The sequence below is a fragment of the Hymenobacter edaphi genome, assembly GCF_003258365.1.
GTDB lineage: Bacteria > Bacteroidota > Bacteroidia > Cytophagales > Hymenobacteraceae > Solirubrum > Solirubrum edaphi.
Map to the genome: position 1 here is coordinate 52,445 of NZ_QHKM01000015.1, position 18,435 is coordinate 70,879.

Below are 18,435 nucleotides of genomic sequence, written 5' to 3' on the forward strand. Positions count from 1 at the left end.
CGTGCGCCAATAACGCCCCGCCCGGCCAATTAGTGCTTTGCCGCTTCGGCTACCGCGGTGCCGAGGGCCGTTCGTTCCTGCTGGCCTTCCAGAAAGCAGTGGCGGCAGCGGGCTTCGTAGGAATCGGTTTCGCCCAGCAGCACCTGCTCGGCCGAGGGGGTTTTGCGGAAGGAGTAGGTGGCAATGTCGCCGCAGCGCACGCACACGGCGTGCACCTTGGTCACGTATTCGGCCACGGCCAGCAGCGCCGGCATGGGGCCGAAGGGCTTGCCCTGGTAGTCCATGTCCAGCCCGGCCACGATGACGCGCACGCCGTGGTCGGCCAGCTGGTTGCACACTTCCACCAGGGACTGGTCGAAGAACTGCGCCTCGTCGATGCCCACCACGTCGCAGCTGCTGGCGGGCAGCAGCATTTCATGCGGAAAGGCAATGGGCGTGGAGCGGATGCTGGTGGCGTTGTGCGACACCACGTCCTCGGCGTGGTAGCGGGTATCGAGGGCGGGCTTGAAGATTTCCACGCGCTGGCGGGCAATCTTGGCCCGGTTCAGGCGCCGGATCAGCTCCTCGGTTTTGCCCGAAAACATCGAGCCGACCACCACCTCAATCCAGCCCCGGCGGGGCAACTCGCGGCCATTGCCGACTCGGGGTTCAATAAACATGCGTGGGGTGAAAAGCGGGCAGATTGGAAATCCGAAGTTACGCCGGTGCGGGCGGCTTTTTCAAGCGGCCAGCCGGGCGGGCCGCAAAAGCCGGGCAAACCCGCTGACTATTAACCCCTCGGACGCCCAATCAATTCACCCGCACGATTTCCAGCTCAAACACCAGGTCGGTGTCGGGCGGGATGCGGTACTGGCTCGCGTCGTCGGGGTCGCGCTGGCCCTCGGCGCCGTAGGCCAGCCGCGCCGGAATGCGCGTCCAGACGCGGGCGCCCTGCGGCAGCAGGGGCAGCAGCTCGTCCCAGCCCGGAATGACCTCGCCGCGCCCCAGGCGCACGCGCAGCGGCCGCCGGTCGGTGGCCGACGTCTCGAAAAACTTGCCGCTGGGCAGAAAGCCGGTGTAGTGCACGCGCACCGTGGCCCGGGGGCCGGCCGGCGCGCCCTGCCCGGGGGCGCGCAGCACGTACTGCACGCCCCCGGGCGTGCGCAGGGTGTCGGGCGCGGCGGCGGGTGCGGCCGTCAGGGCCAGCAGAAGAACCGTTGATACCATCGGGGCTAAGATAAGCGGCCGGAGCAGGCAGCCGGCAAAAAAAAACGCAGGCCCGGGGCGGGGCCTGCGTTTCTTCGGAATCACGCGGGCGGGCCGGGCCGCCCCGCAGTGGGCTTGACGAAAGACCTACTGGAAATCGATCAGCTCCATTTCAAATTTCAGCGGCGTGAAGGGGGGAATAAACGACCCGTTGCCGCTCGGGCCGTAGGCCAGGTGCGAGGGCACCAGGATGATGACCTTGTCGCCCTTGCGCATGAGCTGCAGCATCTCGTTCCAGCCTTCGATAACGCTGCCCACGGTGAAGGAGGTGCAGCCGCAGGGCGTGCCGTTGTCAATCGACGCGTCGAAGCGGATGTCGTCGCTGAGACGACGGCCGATGTAGCGCACCTTCACCTGGCTGCCCGCTACCGGCAGGGTGGTGCCGGTGGTGCTGCGGTTTTGCCAGATGATGTAGAGGCCGGAGTCGCGCCGCTCGTAAGTGGTGATGTTGTTGGCGGTCAGGTAGGCCTGAATGGTGGCGTCGTCCTCGGCTTTGTGCTGTTCCACGAGCTTGGCCAGCTCCTTGGCGGCGTCATCGGAGTCGTTTTTGCAGCCCGCCAGCAACAGCATCAGCGGCAGCAGGGCCCACAGCAGGGCGCGGACCGGGGCAGGGAAAGAAAGTGTACGCATGGCAATGAGCTTAAAAAAAACGGCGGGCGGCCGGCTACCTGAAGAGTCGGCCGCCCGTCGGCGGGTTGCATCAGCTTCGCAACACCAAAGATAATACCTTATCGGCCCTGGGGGGCACCCTGCGGCGCACCGCCGGGCATCATGCCCATGGGCGGCTGGGGCGGGGCGGCTTTCACGTCCACCAGCTCCACGTCGAAGCGCAGCACGGCATCGGCCGGAATGTCGGCGCCGGCGCCGCGCTGGCCGTAGGCCAGGCTCGACGGAATCAGCAGGATGGCCTTGCTGCCCTTGTTGAGCAGCGGAATGCCCTCGTCCCAGCCCGGAATCACCTGGCCCACGCCGATGGGGAATTCAATCGGGCGGCCCTGCTTGGCCGAGGAGTCAAACTCCTTGCCGCTAAGCAGCTTGCCGCTGTAGTTCACCGACACGATCTGGCCCGGGGTGGGCTTGGGGCCCGTGCCCGGCTGGGTGATGACGTAGGAGATGCCCGAAGCCGTTTTCTGCACCTGCAGGTTGTTTTTCTGGGCGTACTCCTGGATGGTCTTCTCGTCGAGGGGCTTCTGCTTTTCCTCGTGCGCCTTCACCTTGGCCTGCATGTCCTGCATGGCCTTCTGCTGGGCGGCCATGGCGTCGGCCTGGTTCTGGATGGCATCGACCTTCACGAAGAGGGTCATCGTGTTGCCGTGCTTCTTGATCTGGGGGGGCGCCGGCTGGCCGGTGGTCTTCACGGAGAGCGAGTCGGCGTTGAAGCGGAACACGCCCGAGTCGCCGGGCTGCAGCAGCGAAATGGCTTCTTCCAGGCCGCCCTTGCGGGTCACGTCCTGCAGCGGCACGCGCACCGGGAAGCCCATCTGCTGCTTGCGCGACTGGAACAGCACCGAGTCCTTGGCCGTGCGGTACTCCACGTGCAGGGCAATGATCTGGCCGACGTTCTTCTTATAGGCCGCCTCCGCCGTTTCGGGCTTGATTTCCTTGGCCTTGCCGTCCTTGGTGAATACTTTGTATTCGATGCCAGACTTGGTCTTGGCAAATTTGGCGTCAGCCGGGTTACAGGCATTCAGCGCAATGGCGCCAGCTACCAGCGCGGCCGGCCACAGAAGAAGAGAGTTGCGGAGCATGAAAGAAGAAAAGAGAGAAAATGCGGGGCGAAGGTATTAGGAATTAGACGTAGACGCGCGGAGCTACACCGCCCAACGGCCAAGCCGCCCCGGGTAGTTCCGGCGCAGGTGCCGGGGAGCAGGCCGGCCCGGCCTGCTACACCGTGAGCGGGGCCGTCACCAGCTGCGGCTGGTACTCGGGCAGCAGGCGCAGGAAGCGCTGCACGGTGGGCTCCAGCGGCTCGAAGCTGATGCCGCCGGCCGCGTTGTGGTGGCCGCCGCCGTTGAAGTGCCGGCGCGAAAACTCGCTGACCGAAAACTCGCCCACCGAGCGGAAGGAAATCTTCACGGCGTTGACGCGGTCGATGAGGATGGCGGCAAACACGATGCCCTCGATGCTCAGGGCAAAGTTCACCAGGCCCTCGGTGTCGCCGGTCTTGGAGTGGTACTGCTTCAGCTCGTCGGCCGTAATGGCGATGTAGGCCGTGTTGTACTCGCGCAGCACCGTGAGCTTGTCCTTGAGCACGAAGCCCAGGAAGCGCAGGCGCTCCTCCGAGTGCGAGTCGTAGATGCGCCGGTGCACGGCCGAGAGGTTGATGCCCGCGTCGAGCAGCTCGGCAATGATCATGTGCACGTTGCGCGAGGTGCTCGGGTGGCGGAACGAGCCCGTGTCCGTCATGATGCCCGCGTAGAGGCACTCGCCGATGGCGGGCGTAATCAGCGCCTGGTCGCCCAGGTCGCGGATAATTTCGAACACCAGCTCGGCCGTGGCGGCCGCGGAGGGGAAGGAAAACGCAATGTCGGCGAAGGGCTCGGGCTGCTCGTGGTGGTCGATGAGCACCTTGGTGGCGTGGGAGGCGCGCACGTACTCGCCCAGCTCGTGGATGCGGCTCAGGGCCGAGAAATCCAGGCAGAACAGCACGTCCGACTCCCGCAGGATGTCCTGAATGCGCCGGTCGTTGCGGCCGGGCTCGTGCACCACCACGTCCTCGTTGCCGGGCATCCAGCTCAGGAAGTCGGGGTAGTCCGATGGGGTAACCACCGTCACGTGGTGGCCCTTTTTGCGCAGGTAGCCCGCCAGGCCCAGCGACGAGCCCAGGGCGTCGGCGTCGGGTTTGTGGTGGGTGGTGATGAAAATGCGCCGAGGCTCCCGTAGAAGCTCTTTCAGCGCCGTGACGTCGTGCATTGTCGGCTGATAGGTGACTGACTTTGCGGCCCTTACCGGGATGCAAGGGGGCAAATTTCGCGAACAATTCCCAAACTTGTTCCCGAGCCCAACATCGGCGCGCGGCTTTTCGGTTCGGCGGCCCGCAGAATACTGACCAGCGGGCTGATTTGGCCGCCCCGCGCCGCCGGGGCTACACATAACTTGCTTAATTACTTAGGCCCGCGGCGTGCCGCTTCCGGGACAATCCCCTAGTTTTGCGGCCGCAAATTCAATTCTCCCGCAGCCGACCGCGGCCCTTGGCGCCGGGCGGCTCTCACCCCTATCATTTCCCAGACCGACATGGCAACGAACCGCACGTTCACGATGATCAAGCCCGACGCGACCCAGGAAAACCACATCGGTGGCATCCTGAGCATGATCGAGGCCGGTGGCTTCCGCATCGTAGCGCTGAAGAAAACCCTGCTGACGGCCGAGCGCGCCGGCGAATTCTACGCCGTGCACAAGGAGCGCCCCTTCTACGGCGACCTGGTGAAGTACATGTCGTCGGGCCCCATCGTGGCCGCCATCCTGGAGAAGGACAACGCCGTGGCTGACTTCCGCACCCTGATCGGCGCTACCAACCCGGCTCAGGCCGAGGAAGGCACCATCCGCAAAAAGTACGCGAAGAGCATCGAAGCCAACGCCGTGCACGGCTCCGACTCCGACGAAAATGCCCAGATCGAAGGCAACTTCTTCTTCGGCGCGAACGAGCAGTTCTAGTTTTGAGGAGCTAGATCATCAAGCGCTGGAATTTCTGGCGCTGATTTCCTAGATTCGACAAAAAAGCCGCTCTGCCTGGTGCAGAGTGGCTTTTTTATTGTGCTGGTTTTATACTGAAAATATACCAGGTTTATACTGCCAGGTTTAGCCTTTGGCGCCAAAACCGATACGTTTGGGTGCCTTGCCTACCTCAAATTCCTGCTCTTCGCGGTTGTAGATGTCGGCCAGGGCGGTGGGCTCGTCCAGCGGGTTGGTGTGGCCGAGGCTGGTGGCCAGGGCCTGGGCCTTGGGCTGGGTGAGCGGCTGGAAGTGGTAGGCCGCAATCAGCCGGCCCTTGCGCAGCAGCGCGCTGTCGATGCGCGAGAGGTCGGTGTTGAAGGTACACACGATCTGGATGTGGAAACAGTCGGCCAGCAGCCCGTCGGAGAGGTTCAGCAGGTTGCTGACGGCGCTGGGGCCGCCGCCCGCCGCGTCGCGCTTGGTCAGCAGGGCCTCGGCGTCCTCGATGATGAGGATGGAGTTGGTGTTGTCGTGGAGCAGGTTGATAAACTCCGGGTCGGCAATGCGGGCCGCCAGGTTGGGCGGGATGAACAGCTTGGGCTTATCGGTCTGGCCGCAGAGGTGGCGGATGTAGCTGGTTTTGCCGGTGCCGGGCGGGCCGTGCAAAATGACGATGCCCTTGTCCTGGGGCTGCTGCAGGCGCCGCACGATGGTATCGTGGGCGGGTAGCAGGTCGTCGTTGTAGTGGGTGCTCAGGTCCAGCTCGGGAATGTTGATGTCGAGCGGGGTAAACTCCAGGTCGTTGAAGGCCAGGCGCAGCACGTGGATGCGCTGCCGCTCCTGCTGCCCGGTTTCGAGGTGGGTGGTGAGCAGCTCCTGCAGCGCGGCCAGCTCGGCGGCCTCGGTGGCGGGGGAGTAGAACACCTGCACGCCCCGCTCGGCGTAGGGGCCGTGGTCGGTGAGCAGGATCAGCAGGTGCGGGGCCAGCAGCAGGGCCCACAGGTTCAGCTCGGGCTCCTTGCCCACTTTCTCCACGTACACCGAGTGCGCCACGGTGGCCCGTTCCAGGTCGTAGCGGGCGGCCAGGGCGGTGAGCACGGCGGTGCGCGCGTCGAGGTTGGAGAGCTGGTACATCAGCTTGCGCGGCACCACGCCGAAGGTCTGGTGAAACCAGGCCACGGGCAGGAAGTAGTGCGTCTTGTCGTAGGTGCTCGACAGGTCGGGAGCGGGGGATAAGGCCGTAGGGATGATGGGTAGGGGTGGAATCATACGCTATAAAGAAACAGAAAAAACGGCCGCGCCGCCGGTTGCCGCGAGTTTGGCGGCAACCGGCGGCGCGGTCGGGGCTGGGGTTCGGGCAGTCGTTTAGGCCTGCTCCACCGACAGCAGCGGCTCGGGGTGCTCGGCCTGCGCCACTTCCTGCGGGGTGTGCTTGTGGCGGAACAGCACGACGAAGAGCACGGCAATAACCAGCGCGTAAGCGGCAAAGGCCAGCCAGATGCCGTGCCAGTCCTTGGTCACGCCGTCGGCGGCGGTGAAGTACCGCTCGATGACGATACCGCTGATGGAGCTGCCGAGCACGGCGCCGAAGCCGTTGGTCATCATCATGAACAGGCCCTGGGCCGAGGCGCGGATGCTGGGGGCCGTCTGCGTTTCCACGAATAGGGAGCCGGAGATGTTGAAGAAGTCGAAGGCCATGCCGTAGACGATGCAGGAGAGGATGATCATCCACAGGCCCGATTGCAGGTCACCAAAGGCGAACAGGCCGAAGCGTAGCACCCAGGCAATCATGCTGAAGAACATCACTTGCTTGATACCGAAGCGGCGCAGGAAGAAGGGAATGGCCAGGATGAACAGCGTCTCGGAAATCTGCGAGATGGACATGATGATGGCCGGATATTTCGCAGCCAAGCCGCTGAGGGTGCTCAGGGGGCTAGATGCTAAATCAGCTAAAAGCTGTGACCAAGATTCAGTCTGGATTGGAGTTACAGTCTTGCTAGCGTCGTGCAGGAAGGTGTCGCCGTAGGCGTTGGTGAGCTGCAGGGCCGCGCCGAGCAGCAGGGCAAACAGGAAGAAGGTGAGCATCTTCGTGTCGCGCAGCAGGGCGAAGGACTTCAAACCCAGCACGTCGACCAGTGAGCGGCTCGGCGTATCGCGCGCGGTGGGCGGGCACTTGGGCAAGGTGAACGAGTATAAGCCCAGCAGGATAGCCGCTCCGGCGGCTACGTAGAACTGCCCGGACGATTTTTCCAGGCCCAGCAAACTCACCGTCCACATGGCCACAACGAAACCAACGGTGCCCCACACGCGAATGGGCGGGTAGTCCTTGACCACGTCGAGGCCCTCGCGCTTGAGCACCGAGTACGACACGGCAATGCTCAGGGCCAGCGTGGGCATGTAGAAAATCATGTTCAGCAGCATCACCCAGAACATGGTGCCGGGGTCCGTCACCAAGGGCACGGTGCAGAGCACGATGCCGCCCAGGATGTGCAGGGCCCCGTAGAGCTTTTCGGCATTCACCCACTTATCGGCCACGATGCCCATCAGCGAGGGCATGAAGATGGACGCAATGCCCATGGTGGAGAAGATGGCCCCGAACTGCGCCCCCGACCACTGCTTGGTCTGAAACCAGTACGCGCCGATGGTTATCAGCCACGAGCCCCAGATGAAAAACTGAAGGAAGCTCAGGATGGTAAGACGCAGCTTAGTACTCATGCAAGTGGGAGGGAAAGGGGGAAGGGAACGGTTTAGCCCCTAAAGATACAAGAAATCCGTGGTGGCAAACACCGCCCGGCCGCGGCCCCGAAGCACACAAAAAAGCCCCGCACGGCGTCGTGCGGGGCTTTTGTAAGCGGGCAGGACCAGGATTAGGCGCCCTGCGCGGCTGCGAAGCGGCGGTTCACCTCGTCCCAGTTGATCAGGTTGTAGAAGGCCTGAATGTAGTCGGGGCGGCGGTTCTGGTAGTGCAGGTAGTAGGCGTGCTCCCACACGTCGAGGCCCAGCAGGGGGGTGCCTTTGCAGCCGGAGTCGGGCATCAGCGGGTTGTCCTGGTTGGGGGTGGAGCAGATCTGCAGGTTGCCGTCCGACATCTTGCACAGCCAGGCCCAGCCCGAGCCGAAGCGCGTGGTAGCGGCTTTGGTGAATTCCTCCTTGAACTTGTCGTAGCCCCCGAAGGTATTCTGGATGGCTTCGGCCACGGCGCCGGTGGGCTCCCCGCCGCCGTTGGGCGAGAGGATGGTCCAGAACAGCGAGTGGTTCCAGTGGCCGCCGCCGTTGTTGCGCACGGCGGCCGGAGCCGCGGCAATGCTGTGCATGATTTCTTCCAGCGACTTGCCTTCCAGGTCGGTGCCGGCAATGGCGTTGTTGAGGTTGGTCACATACGCCTGGTGGTGCTTGGTGTGGTGGATTTCCATCGTCTTCGCGTCGATGTGGGGCTCCAGGGCGTCGTAGGCGTAAGGCAGGGCTGGCAGTTCGAAGGCCATAGTGTGAGGGGGTGAGGAGGGTGATAAGATGAGTGGAGGGCCCGCCGGACCACCGGTATTGGTCCGTGGGGGGTACGCGGGCCCGCCGAGATGCTAACCGGCGAAGCCCGGCGCGGGTTACAAAATAATCCTACGCCGGCGCCAAAAGTAGCTATTTCCGCCGCTCGGCAAAGAAGCGCTGCAGCAGCGCGGCGCATTCGGCGGCCAGCACGCCCTGCACCACCTGGCAGCGCGGGTGCAGCAGCTGGCCGTGGCGGGAGTAGCCCACCTTGGGCTCGGGCGTGCCGTACACCACCCGCGGCACCTGGGCCCAGGCCGCGGCCCCGGCGCACATCACGCAGGGCTCCACCGTCACGTACAGGGTGCAGTCGTGCAGGTACTTGTTGCCGACGAAGTTGGCCGCCGCCGTCAGGGCCAGCATTTCGGCGTGGGCCGTCACGTCGCGCAGCTGCTCGGTCTGGTTGTGCCCCCGCCCGATGATCTGGCCCGTGGCCGTGAAGGCTACCACCGCGCCAATGGGAATTTCGCCCAGGGCGTAGGCCCGCTCGGCCTCGCGCAGGGCCTGGCGCATGAGGTGTTCGTGCTGGGCCAAAGATGAAGTTGACGGTTTCACGGCAGGCAGTTGGGGCCGGCAAAGGTAAGCAGCATTGCCCCCGACGGCAGGGCGGCGCGCAGCGGGGCCGGCTGCCTGCGGTGAAAGGCCCGGGCCGATGTCCTGCCGCGCAGGAGCCGGCAGGGCGGCTTAAACGAGTGGGGCCACGACTCCAAAGTCGTGGCCCCACGGCGCAATTGTCTACCCAATCCGGGCAATCCGACGAATCCGTCGAATCCGTGGTCAGACCTTCTTCTCCTCCGGAATCTTCACGTTGTCGTCCGGGTTGCGGTCGATGAGCTTGTTGAAGGGGTCGATGCCCACGCGCTCGGGCTTGCTGGGCACGGTCAGCTCGATGCGGTTGCGGCCGGGCTGCAGGCGGCGCTTCTGCACCAGCAGCGGCACGTCGTGCCACTTGCCGGCCTGGTCCTTCTGGCGGCCCATCACGCCCACGTCGACGAAGTCCCGGGTTTTGGCAGCCGTTTCGTTGCCCAGCGAGTCGGCGTAGAACTTCTTGGTATCCACGGTGAACTGCACGCGGTACTGGCCGTTGGGCAGCTTGCGGTAAGACGCCGAATCAACCTTGTTCTCGTAGAGCGTAATCTTCTCGAACATGTCCGTCACCAGGTACTGCAGCGAATCGGGCGTGTGCTTGCGCAGGTAGCCGATAAACTCCACCGAGTTGGTGAACGGCGGGCGCTGAAAGGCCACCTGCTGGCGGTACTCCCGGATGGCGTCGTTGACGGCGGCCTCGCCGATGTAGTCCTGCAGGGCGTACATCACCAGGGAGCCTTTGCGGTAGTGGATGTAGGGCTGGTTTTCGACCAGGTACAGCGGCACCTCCTTCTTCTGCTCGAAGCCGCGGCCGGAGAGGTAGCTGTCCAGCTCGTAGCGCAGAAACTTCTTCATCTTCTCCGCCCCGTAGAGGCGCTTCATCACCATCAGGGCCCCGTACTGGCTCAGGGTTTCGGCCATCAGGGTCGAGCCCTGCACGTTGCCGCCGATGATCTGGTGGGCAAACCACTGGTGGGCCACCTCGTGGGCCGTCACGTAAAGCGGGTAGTCGATGTCCTTGGGGTCGGTCGAGTCCACGTCGGCCACGAAGCCGATGCTTTCGGAGAAGGGAATCGTGTTCGGGAAGGACTGCGCGAAGGACGAGTAGCCCGGAAACTCCAGGATGCGCACCTGCCGGTGCTGGTAGGGCCCGAAGTGCGTGGTGTAGTACTGCAGGCCTTCCTTCACGCCCCGCACCATGCGCTTGAGGTTGTACTCGTGGCCGGGGTGGTAGTAGATTTCAATCGGCACGTTGTTCCACCGGTCCTTGTACACCTGGTAGCGGGCCGAGAGGAAGGAGTAGAAGTTCAGGATGGGCGCGTCCATCTTGTAGTGGAAGTAGCGGCGCCCGTCCTTGGTCCATTCCTTCTGCAGGTAGCCCGGGGCAATGGCCACCTGATCGGGCGCGGTGCTGACGGTGGTTTCGAAGCGAATCCAGTCGGCGTCGTTGCTGATGTAGGTGTTCATGCGCGCCAGCGAGTCAGTCACCGCGGCCATGCGCGGCTTGGGCTTCAGGCCCTGCTCCTTGCGGGTGTCGTCCTCGCCCAACTCCCAGTCGGCCTGGTAGCCGATGTGGGGCAGCAGCTGGGAGTTGACGAAAGTGCCGTTGTAGACGATGCTGCTGTTGGAGCCGCTGTTGCGGAAGCCGGGGTTGGTGTAGCTCAGGTCGAAGTTCAGCTGCACCGAGTCGCCGGGCTGCAGGGGCTGCTGCAGGCGCAGGATGCGGTAATCGGCGTCGCCGATCTGGTCGTGCAGCACCTGCTGGGCGGGGCGGCCCAGGGCCAGCTGCTTCACTTCGGCCTCCGAGGCGCCCATCAGGTGCACCGAGTCGATGGCCTGCCGGGTGCGGTTGACCAGCCAGTAGGCGCCCCGGAAGCGCACGTCGCGCTCCGCGGGGAAGATGTCCACGTTCACGTTGACGGCCGAAATGCGCGGCTGGGCGGCTTTTTCGTAGCGCTTGTACTTGCGCTCAAACGCGGCGGCCAGCTCGTCGTCCTCGTCGGAGGTGCGGTACTGGTTCAGCACGTTGGTGTTGTAGTAGATGTAGCCGCCCAGGCCCACGAAGGCCAGCAGCGCCGCGCCGGCCACCGCCGCCAGCGCCGGCGAGAAGCCGAAGCGGGCCTGCTGCCAGCGCCACGAGAAGCGCGTTTCGGTGCCGCGGGGCCACAGCAGCGCCGAGGCCAGGGCCAGCAGCACCGCGAAGGCGCTCCAGTAGAGCTTGAAGGCGAAGAACGGCCAGACGAAGTGCCCGTAGCCGTTCATGGCCGAGTAGAGTACTGCCGGGTTGGCGTTGAAAGCCAGTAGGTTGTGCTCGATGCCCAGCGTGCCCTTGAAGATGTTCAGGGCGTAGTACAGGATCATGATGAAGTGACCCATGAACTTGTTGTTGGCCAGCACCTGAATCAGCATGGCCAGCACGCACATCATCAGCATGCCGATGAGGCGGAAGCCGAACAGCTCCTTCACGTACACGTCCAGCTCGTAGTGGAAGTAGCCCTTGAACGTCTGCAGCAGCAGCCCGCAGAGCATTACCACCGCCAGCAGCAGCACCTGAATGGCCATCAGCGCCCCCAGCTTGGCCACGAAGGGCACCCACGAGGGCATGGGCATGGCGTCGTAGATCTGGTTGACCTTCGAGTCCCGCTCGCGCCACACCAGCTCGCCGGCGTAGAAGGTGATGATGATGAGCTGGAACAGGGCGAAGGTGCCGGCCAGCAGCTGCACCACCACCGGGGTGGTGGGGAAGGTATTGGTGCCGTAGAGCTGCCCCACCTGCAGGCCCGAAATCAGCAGGAACAGCACGCCCGCGCCGGCAATGCCGATAAAGTACACGCTGCGCACGGTGCTCAGGAACTCCAGCCGCAGCAGGCGCCCGAGCTGCTGCCAGGCCAGGCCGGCGGTGAAGCGCGGCGTCACGCGCGGCAGGGCCAGCTTGCCCGGCACGTCGGCCACGCCCAGGGCGCCGGCCTTGGGGCGCGGACCCGAGTCGGCCTTGTTGGCGAAGCTGAAACGGAACACGGCAAAGCACGCGCCCAGCGTGACGAGGCCCACCGCCACCCAGAGCAGGCGGTTTTGCACCACCCAGGTGCTCCAGGGCAGCAGCAGGGTGTTTTTCTCGGCTACCGTCCAGTAGCGCTGCGTCAGGTCGATGGCCTGGCCGCCGAGCGGGTCGAGCAGGGCGCGCATGGTTTCGTTGTCCATGTCCTGCTGCAGGGAGCCGCTGATGGAGTAGAGCACCAGAAACAGCACCCCGCCCAGGTAAATGGCCAGGGCCGAGCGCGTGAGCGTGGCCCCGGTGAAGAAGATGGCGCCGGTCAGAAACACGTTTGGCACCACGAACTGCAGGTAGGGCAGCAGGTAGTTGGCCAGCCGGTTGGGCCCCAGCCGGCTGGCGTCGATGCTGGGCCAGTAGGTGGCCAGCCAGGCGCCCAGGGCCGCGCCCAGAAACACCAGCAGCGTCACCACGAGCGAGCCCAGAAAGCGGCCGCCGAGGTAGCCCGCCTTGGTGATGGGGGCGGTATAGTACAGCGAGTGGGTGCGATGGTCGAAGTCGCGGAACACGGGCGTGCCCATCATGGCCGAGGTGATGAACACGCCGAACAGGCTAATAACCGTCAGCAGCGTGTTGATCTGGTAGGCCGAGTTGGCCAGCATCTTGCCCGAGCCGCCGCCCACCGTGATGTTGACGCCGAACACGCCGGCCAAGGCCAGCATGAACAGAAAGGCCATCAACGCCAGCAGCACGAAGTAGATGTACGTTGCCGGCCGCTTCAGCCGGTAGCGCAGTTCAAAGAGGAATATTTCGAGGAACATGGTCGACAGTTCGTGCCATGTCGAACCGATTACTCAGGCGCGTCATTCCGAGCGAAGCCGAGGAATCTCGCGTGCTGACGCCAGGTAGTGATTTTATACCTGGCGAAGCAGTAGAGATGCTTCGACAAGCTCAGCATGACGGTCTAGCGTCAGCTCAGCATGGCGTTAGGATTTAGCCTTTCACCGAGTTAGCCGCCACCTGCTCGGCCGCGTGGATGCGGGCGAAGTACACGTCTTCCAGCGTGGGCTCGATGCCCTCGAAGCCGTTGCCGGGCTGGGCCAGGCTGTGCACGTGAATGATGGTCTGGCCGGCGAACAGGCGCGAGGAAATCACCGAAAACTGCTGCTGGTAGCTCTCCAGCTCATCCTTGCGGATGGTGCGGCGCCAGATCTGCCCGCGCATCTCCTCGATGGCGCGCAGCGGGTCGCCGGTGTAGAGCACCTGCCCCTTGTTGATGATGGCAAACTGCCGGCACAGGTCCGACACGTCCGACACGATGTGGGTGGAGAGAATCACGATGCGGTCCTCGCCGATTTCGGCCAGCAGGTTGTGGAAGCGGTTGCGCTCCGTCGGGTCGAGGCCGGCGGTGGGCTCGTCCACAATGATGAGCTTGGGGTTGCCCAGCAGGGCCTGCGCAATGCCGAAGCGCTGCTTCATGCCGCCGGAGTAGCCGCCCAGGTTTTTGTTGCGCACGCTGTAGAGGTTGGTTTGCTGCAGCAGCGCGTCGACCACCTGCCGCCGCTCCCCCTTGTGGCTGATGCCCTTGAGCACGGCGAAGTGCTCCAGCAGCTCGGCCGCCGTCACCTTGGGGTATACCCCGAATTCCTGGGGCAGATAACCCAGCACCTGCCGCACCCGCTCGGGCTGGCGCAGCACGTCGATGTCGCCCAGCTGAATGGAGCCCGAATCGGCCTCCTGCAGGGTGGAGATGGTGCGCATCAGCGAGGATTTGCCCGCGCCGTTGGGGCCCAGCAGCCCGAACATGCCCGGCTCAATGCGCAGGGTCACGTCGTTGAGGGCCTTGGTCCCGTTGGGGTAGGTTTTGGAGAGGTGTTCGATCAGCAGTTCCATGCACAGAAAGGATTGAGAGAAGGAGCGGTGGAAGATTCGCGGATAAGATAGGCGTTTGACCAGGGTGGTTGCCCCCGCCGGGCATTTATTCCGGCCGGGCAAGCTGCTGAGCCCCAAGCGGCCCGGCCAGCCCAGGGCCACCGGTAACAAACCTAGCCCGGAGCGGCAGCCGATGCCCGGCTAATCGACCAACGCCCCGGCTGCGGCCGGCAATACCCCCCGCGGCCCGACGTGGCCGGCCCCGGCCGGCGTTGCGGGGGCGGGGCAGCCCGTTGGCGGCCGGTAGGGCCCGCATTGGTCGATTGCTGCGGGGGGTTGGGCTGCTGGTGGTTATTTTCGTGAATTGCTGCCTGGCCGCGTCCGGTGCGGGCCGCCCATTGTTTATGGCTGAATTGTTCAAACGCAGCGCCGGCCGGTTGGCGGCCTGGTGGCTGCGGCCGACGGCGCCGGGGGATATTCCCCGCGGCATTCACGTGCTGGTATGGCTGCTGCTGCTGGGCACCAACCTGCTCCGGCTGGGCGTGCGGTGGATTATCGACGACCACAGCGGGTGGTCGTGGCCGCTGATGCTCACCGACCTGGCCCTGACGGTACTCACCTACGCCACGCTGTTTTACTTTACCTGGAAAGTCATCGTGCCCCGCCACCTCGACCGGCAAAAGCTGCTGCGCTTTCTGCTGGTGGTGCTGCTGGCCGTGACGGTGACGAGCACGCTGCGTCTGACCACCAACGTGGCCCTGGGCCTGATGCCCTCGATGCTGCCGAGTAAAGTAGAGGTGGCGCCGCACCCGCATTCTGTTTCCGACTCGTTTCTGGCCGGCTTGCGCGCCGGCTACCGCGAAGGGTACAAGTCGGCTTCAGCGGCGGAGCAAGCCGGGCAGGGCACGAACCGCACCTCGGGCAAAAACATCGTGCCGGCCGCGCTACTGGTGATGCTGCTGGGTATCTACCTGCGCCTGGGCCACGACCACCAGCGCGAGCGGCGCCATAGTAAGGAGCTGGAGCGGCAGCAGCAGGAGCTGGAGCGCCAGCACCTGGCAGCCGAGCTGAGTTTGCTTAAAGCCCAGATCAACCCGCACTTTCTCTTCAATACGCTCAACAACATCTACTCCCTGGCCAGCGCCGACGACGTGGAGGCCCCCGCCGCCAACGCCGTGCTGCAGCTGGCGGATCTGATGCGCTACCTGCTCTACGAATCGGCCACCGACACCGTGCCGCTGCGCAAGGAAGTAGCCCACCTGCGCAATTTCCTGAGCCTGCACCTGCTGCGCCTGCCCGGCGCCGGCCCCGAGTGCCTGCGCTTCGATGTGGCGCCCGCGCTGGCCGAATCCCACCTGGCGGTGGCGCCTATGCTGCTGCTGCCCCTGGTCGAAAACGCCTTCAAGCACGGCGACCTGACGGCCCGCCCCCACGCCGTGGAGCTGGAGCTGGCGCACACCGGCCCCGAGCTGATTTTCAGCGTGCAGAACCGCCGCCGCGCCCCGCGCCCCGGCCCGCCGCAGCCCGGCGGGGTGGGCCTGAGCAACCTGCGCCGCCGCCTGCAGCTGCTCTACCCCACGCGCTACGGCCTGCACATCGACGAAACGCCGGAGCACTACCGCGCCACGCTCACGCTGATTCTGACGCCGGCCGGGGCCACGCCCGCCCCGCTGCCCGCCGCCCAACCCGCCCTGGCCTAGCCGCCTTTCTGACCTATGGAAACTCCGTCCGCCGCCCTGCCCACCCGCGTGCTCACCTGCGTCGCCGTCGACGACGAGCCGCTGGCCACCGCCGTGATGCAGCGCTACTGCGCCCAGCTGCCGTTTCTGCAGCTGGTGGCCACCTTCCACGATGCCATGTCGGCCCTGGCTTACCTGCAGACCCACGCCGTCGACGTGGTCTTTCTCGACATCGAGATGCCCGGCCTAACCGGCATTCAGCTGGCCCAGATCTTGCCGCCGGGCCGCAGCCGCGTCGTCCTCACCACCGCCTACGACCAGTACGCCGTGCAGGGCTACGAGCTGGGCGTGGCCGATTACCTCGTCAAGCCCATCGGCTTTCAGCGCTTCGTGCAGGCTGCCAACCGTCTCTACCACAGCTTCGTGCCCGCCGAAGCAGCTCCCGCCGAGCCCGCGGGCGCCGAAGCCGTGGCCGTGGCGCACCCGGAGCCTCACGCGCCCGTGGCGGCCGACGCCATGTTCGTCAAAAACGAGCACCGGCTGCAGCGCGTGGCCTTCGACGACATCCTCTACATCGAGGGCATGAAGGACTACCTGATGATTTACACCGCCGAAAGCGGCAAAATCCTTACCCTGCAGTCGTTTCGCCGCGTCGAGGAAGTGCTGCCGCCGCAGCGCTTCGCCCGCATCCACAAGTCCTTCCTGGTGGCGCTGAACCGCATCGAGCACGTGGAGCGCGGCAAGGTGCAGATTGCCGGCCGCCTGCTCCCCGTTGGCGACGCCTACCGCGAGTCGTTCATGGCCCTGATCCGGGCTTATAATCAGCTGTAGCCTTTGCACAAAAAAAGCCCCGCCTGACGTCAGGCGGGGCTTTTTGCTGGATACGGACTCCGTTACCGCAGCTCCACGCTCTGCATGATGGCCTGGGCGACGGGCTGGTAGTTGGCCTGCTCTTCCACCGGGCAGATGAAGTGAAACACGTACTGCTGGTCGCCCTCAATGGCGTACTGCATCAGCTCGTAACGGCGCAGCGGAGCCATCATTTCGCGGCCGCGGCGGTTGTCGGCCAGCGTCGAGACAAACTCCAGCACCATGAAGTCGCGCTTGTTAATGGTCTTGATGTCGTGGGTGATGACGTCGACCTTGGAGTACGTGCTCTTCAGCTTCGACTCGTAAATCTTGAGCAGCAGGCCGTAGTCCTTGTTGTTAAACGTGGTCTGCCGGGCGGCAATGCTGTAGTCGATGCGGCCGGCGGGGTTGCTGTACACGGCTAGCGGCTTGCGCACGGCGGGGTACTTGCTGGCAATGGCCTCGTCGGGCAAAGGCTGAAAGTCGGCGGGCAAGCCTACGGTGAGGTTTTTGGCTACCTGCACCTTCTTGAGCTTGGGCGGGGCAAAGGCGGCCAGCACCAACAGCAGCAGGGCCAGCAGGAGACGTGGGAATCGGGTGGGCAAAGCAGTTTTCATGGCATTCATCAGTGGCAAAGTAACGCAGCCGAGGGCGGGAAAATTCTTGGGCGGCAAAAGCGCCTGCCCTGCCACCGGCTCTGGCCGGTCCACCTTGCAGGAACTGTACCGCCAACTGCTCCGCTGCCTGAAACGGCTAACTCGCCAATGCGAAACCAGCACCCTAAATGCTCGTTATGAATTTTTGAGCAGGTTTTTCGATGAAATAATACAGGCCAATGGAAATAATATTGATCAGTATGAAGATGATAAAATAATTATGGGTTAGGTAATTCTCAATGGCAATGCTGAAAATGCCCATGTGAGCTAGGTAAAAAGCATAGGAGCTTTTGCCTAACAGATCAAAAGTTTTGGTTTCAAACAGGCGCTGCAGCCACGTGGCTTCGAAAACCAATCCGTAGAAAGCAAAGCAGACGCCTACAGGCAGGATAAGGTTATTAATGGCAATGCTGGAATAGTTCGTCCAGCCCGAAGCATCGAGCGGTGATTTGAAATAAGCCAGGCCAACCAGGCAGGCAATTATCCACGCGAATCCCAGATAAGTAAACAAGCCAAACTTAGGCCCTGTTTCGGAGCGGTGGTGGCGGTTGACAATCAACGCCAGCCCCATGCCAAGGATAAACTCGAAGCAGCGGCCGAAAAAGGTGAAATTGAACAGAAAACGGTAGGTGCCAAAGAAACCGCTGAATCTATCTGGGCTACCCACAAATGCGACCAGGAGTAAGCCCGGAATCATAACAAGTGCCGGGTAGAAGAGAATATTTTTGCGGCTGCGAGCCAGACCCAATAGCAGAAACGGTGCCGCCAAGTAAAAGCACTCCTCAACCGTAAGCGACCAACCCTGCTTAATACCAGAAGCCTTGATGTCAATAAAAAAGCCGCGTAAAAAGGTTAAATTAAATATCGGAACCATTATTTTGGCTTTCAAGCTATACGTTAACCATCCATCTGTTGGATTATTCAATAAACGGGCTGCAGAAATAGCAAAAGTCAGAATAGTTAAGATAAAATAAAGTGGGTATATTCGGGCAACACGGTTGCGCATATAGTTGAAAAACCAATGTTTGGTCAATATAATACGATCTAAATAACGTGCGGTAATCAGGAAGCCGCTCAAAACAAAAAATACCGTAACGCCGATGTGCATTTCTGCAAGAATATTGCCCAAGTAGTTGGTGGCAATATCGTTCTTTATAAATGGATTAAAATGGTGAAAAAATACCATATAAGCTGCTATTGCCCTTATTCCAGTAAGGGCGGGATAATATTTTTGGTAGTGGCCCAAGTGGGGTGTTAGCCGTATAAGCGGGTATGGAAACCTGCCCTCATTGCACCTCGTCGAAGTTGCGCAAACACGGCTTGGCCCGCAACGGCAAGCAACGCTATTTCTGTCCGGCCT

The 18,435-nt window shown here is 63.2% G+C and carries 17 protein-coding genes; 4 read left to right on the forward strand and 13 right to left on the reverse strand.

All coding sequences use genetic code 11. The annotated features are described in order from the left end of the window. Positions 1–29: 29 nt before the first annotated feature. The 5 genes from DLM85_RS24085 to DLM85_RS24105 form a co-directional block, all read right to left on the reverse strand. Positions 30–659, reverse strand: a complete 630-nt coding sequence (locus DLM85_RS24085) for a thymidine kinase (protein WP_111480744.1) — start codon at positions 657–659, stop codon at positions 30–32. Positions 660–789: 130 nt separating this feature from the next. Beyond that, positions 790–1,206 (reverse strand): FKBP-type peptidyl-prolyl cis-trans isomerase, encoded by a 417-nt coding sequence (locus DLM85_RS24090; protein WP_111480745.1) that lies wholly within the window; start codon positions 1,204–1,206, stop codon positions 790–792. Between the two features lie 126 nt (positions 1,207–1,332). Further along, positions 1,333–1,875: an FKBP-type peptidyl-prolyl cis-trans isomerase gene (locus DLM85_RS24095; protein ID WP_111480746.1), complete on the reverse strand. Its 543-nt coding sequence runs from the start codon at positions 1,873–1,875 to the stop codon at positions 1,333–1,335. A 98-nt stretch (positions 1,876–1,973) separates the two neighbouring features. Beyond that, positions 1,974–2,993, reverse strand: a complete 1,020-nt coding sequence (locus DLM85_RS24100) for an FKBP-type peptidyl-prolyl cis-trans isomerase (protein WP_111480747.1) — start codon at positions 2,991–2,993, stop codon at positions 1,974–1,976. A 136-nt stretch (positions 2,994–3,129) separates the two neighbouring features. Continuing rightward, positions 3,130–4,158 carry a DHH family phosphoesterase gene (locus DLM85_RS24105; protein WP_111480748.1) on the reverse strand — a complete coding sequence of 343 codons (1,029 nt, stop codon included), beginning with the start codon at positions 4,156–4,158 and terminating at the stop codon, positions 3,130–3,132. A gap of 321 nt (positions 4,159–4,479) precedes the next feature. Between DLM85_RS24105 and DLM85_RS24110 the strand changes: the two genes are divergently transcribed. Continuing rightward, entirely contained in the window at positions 4,480–4,899 is a 420-nt protein-coding gene (locus tag DLM85_RS24110) for a nucleoside-diphosphate kinase (RefSeq protein ID WP_111480749.1), read from the forward strand. Between the two features lie 144 nt (positions 4,900–5,043). On the opposite strand, the gene DLM85_RS24115 is transcribed toward DLM85_RS24110, so the two are convergent. From DLM85_RS24115 to DLM85_RS24140, 6 genes are all read right to left on the reverse strand, one after another. Then, positions 5,044–6,168: an AAA family ATPase gene (locus DLM85_RS24115; protein WP_111480750.1), complete on the reverse strand. Its 1,125-nt coding sequence runs from the start codon at positions 6,166–6,168 to the stop codon at positions 5,044–5,046. 96 nt (positions 6,169–6,264) lie between these two features. Beyond that, positions 6,265–7,614, reverse strand: coding sequence for a nucleoside permease (locus tag DLM85_RS24120; RefSeq protein WP_111480751.1), 1,350 nt, complete (start codon positions 7,612–7,614; stop codon positions 6,265–6,267). A 152-nt stretch (positions 7,615–7,766) separates the two neighbouring features. Beyond that, the gene (locus DLM85_RS24125; protein WP_111480752.1) at positions 7,767–8,381 is read right to left on the reverse strand and encodes a superoxide dismutase; all 615 of its coding nucleotides are present in this window, start codon (positions 8,379–8,381) and stop codon (positions 7,767–7,769) included. A gap of 151 nt (positions 8,382–8,532) precedes the next feature. Then, complete coding sequence (locus DLM85_RS24130) at positions 8,533–8,973, reverse strand: nucleoside deaminase (protein WP_279387754.1); 441 nt, start codon at positions 8,971–8,973, stop codon at positions 8,533–8,535. A 243-nt stretch (positions 8,974–9,216) separates the two neighbouring features. Beyond that, on the reverse strand, positions 9,217–12,840 hold the full coding sequence (locus tag DLM85_RS24135; RefSeq protein WP_111480753.1) for an ABC transporter permease/M1 family aminopeptidase: 3,624 nt from the start codon (positions 12,838–12,840) through the stop codon (positions 9,217–9,219). A gap of 172 nt (positions 12,841–13,012) precedes the next feature. Further along, entirely contained in the window at positions 13,013–13,912 is a 900-nt protein-coding gene (locus DLM85_RS24140) for an ABC transporter ATP-binding protein (protein ID WP_111480754.1), read from the reverse strand. 383 nt (positions 13,913–14,295) lie between these two features. Between DLM85_RS24140 and DLM85_RS24145 the strand changes: the two genes are divergently transcribed. Continuing rightward, positions 14,296–15,591 (forward strand): sensor histidine kinase, encoded by a 1,296-nt coding sequence (locus DLM85_RS24145; protein ID WP_133257258.1) that lies wholly within the window; start codon positions 14,296–14,298, stop codon positions 15,589–15,591. A 15-nt stretch (positions 15,592–15,606) separates the two neighbouring features. Then, a complete protein-coding gene (locus DLM85_RS24150) occupies positions 15,607–16,401 on the forward strand; it encodes a LytR/AlgR family response regulator transcription factor (RefSeq protein ID WP_111480756.1) in 795 nt (264 codons plus the stop codon). A gap of 62 nt (positions 16,402–16,463) precedes the next feature. Here the strand turns inward: DLM85_RS24150 and DLM85_RS24155 are convergent, their stop codons facing one another. Next, positions 16,464–17,036, reverse strand: a complete 573-nt coding sequence (locus tag DLM85_RS24155; protein ID WP_133257259.1) for a hypothetical protein — start codon at positions 17,034–17,036, stop codon at positions 16,464–16,466. Positions 17,037–17,199: 163 nt separating this feature from the next. Beyond that, on the reverse strand, positions 17,200–18,321 hold the full coding sequence (locus DLM85_RS24160; RefSeq protein WP_165822289.1) for an acyltransferase family protein: 1,122 nt from the start codon (positions 18,319–18,321) through the stop codon (positions 17,200–17,202). A gap of 26 nt (positions 18,322–18,347) precedes the next feature. Between DLM85_RS24160 and DLM85_RS26380 the strand changes: the two genes are divergently transcribed. Beyond that, a partial coding sequence (locus tag DLM85_RS26380; RefSeq protein WP_424321702.1) for a transposase-like zinc-binding domain-containing protein occupies positions 18,348–18,435 on the forward strand: 88 nt, incomplete at its 3' end.

Bases quoted from the DNA above. Each gene is read 5' to 3' on its own strand.
- DLM85_RS24085 (WP_111480744.1), bottom strand. From the start codon at position 659: ATGTTTATTGAACCCCGAGTCGGCAATGGCCGCGAGTTGCCCCGCCGG.
- DLM85_RS24090 (WP_111480745.1), bottom strand. From the start codon at position 1,206: ATGGTATCAACGGTTCTTCTGCTGGCCCTGACGGCCGCACCCGCCGCC.
- DLM85_RS24095 (WP_111480746.1), bottom strand. From the start codon at position 1,875: ATGCGTACACTTTCTTTCCCTGCCCCGGTCCGCGCCCTGCTGTGGGCC.
- DLM85_RS24100 (WP_111480747.1), bottom strand. From the start codon at position 2,993: ATGCTCCGCAACTCTCTTCTTCTGTGGCCGGCCGCGCTGGTAGCTGGC.
- DLM85_RS24105 (WP_111480748.1), bottom strand. From the start codon at position 4,158: ATGCACGACGTCACGGCGCTGAAAGAGCTTCTACGGGAGCCTCGGCGC.
- DLM85_RS24110 (WP_111480749.1), top strand. From the start codon at position 4,480: ATGGCAACGAACCGCACGTTCACGATGATCAAGCCCGACGCGACCCAG.
- DLM85_RS24115 (WP_111480750.1), bottom strand. From the start codon at position 6,168: ATGATTCCACCCCTACCCATCATCCCTACGGCCTTATCCCCCGCTCCC.
- DLM85_RS24120 (WP_111480751.1), bottom strand. From the start codon at position 7,614: ATGAGTACTAAGCTGCGTCTTACCATCCTGAGCTTCCTTCAGTTTTTC.
- DLM85_RS24125 (WP_111480752.1), bottom strand. From the start codon at position 8,381: ATGGCCTTCGAACTGCCAGCCCTGCCTTACGCCTACGACGCCCTGGAG.
- DLM85_RS24135 (WP_111480753.1), bottom strand. From the start codon at position 12,840: ATGTTCCTCGAAATATTCCTCTTTGAACTGCGCTACCGGCTGAAGCGG.
- DLM85_RS24140 (WP_111480754.1), bottom strand. From the start codon at position 13,912: ATGGAACTGCTGATCGAACACCTCTCCAAAACCTACCCCAACGGGACC.
- DLM85_RS24145 (WP_133257258.1), top strand. From the start codon at position 14,296: ATGGCTGAATTGTTCAAACGCAGCGCCGGCCGGTTGGCGGCCTGGTGG.
- DLM85_RS24150 (WP_111480756.1), top strand. From the start codon at position 15,607: ATGGAAACTCCGTCCGCCGCCCTGCCCACCCGCGTGCTCACCTGCGTC.
- DLM85_RS24155 (WP_133257259.1), bottom strand. From the start codon at position 17,036: ATGAAAACTGCTTTGCCCACCCGATTCCCACGTCTCCTGCTGGCCCTG.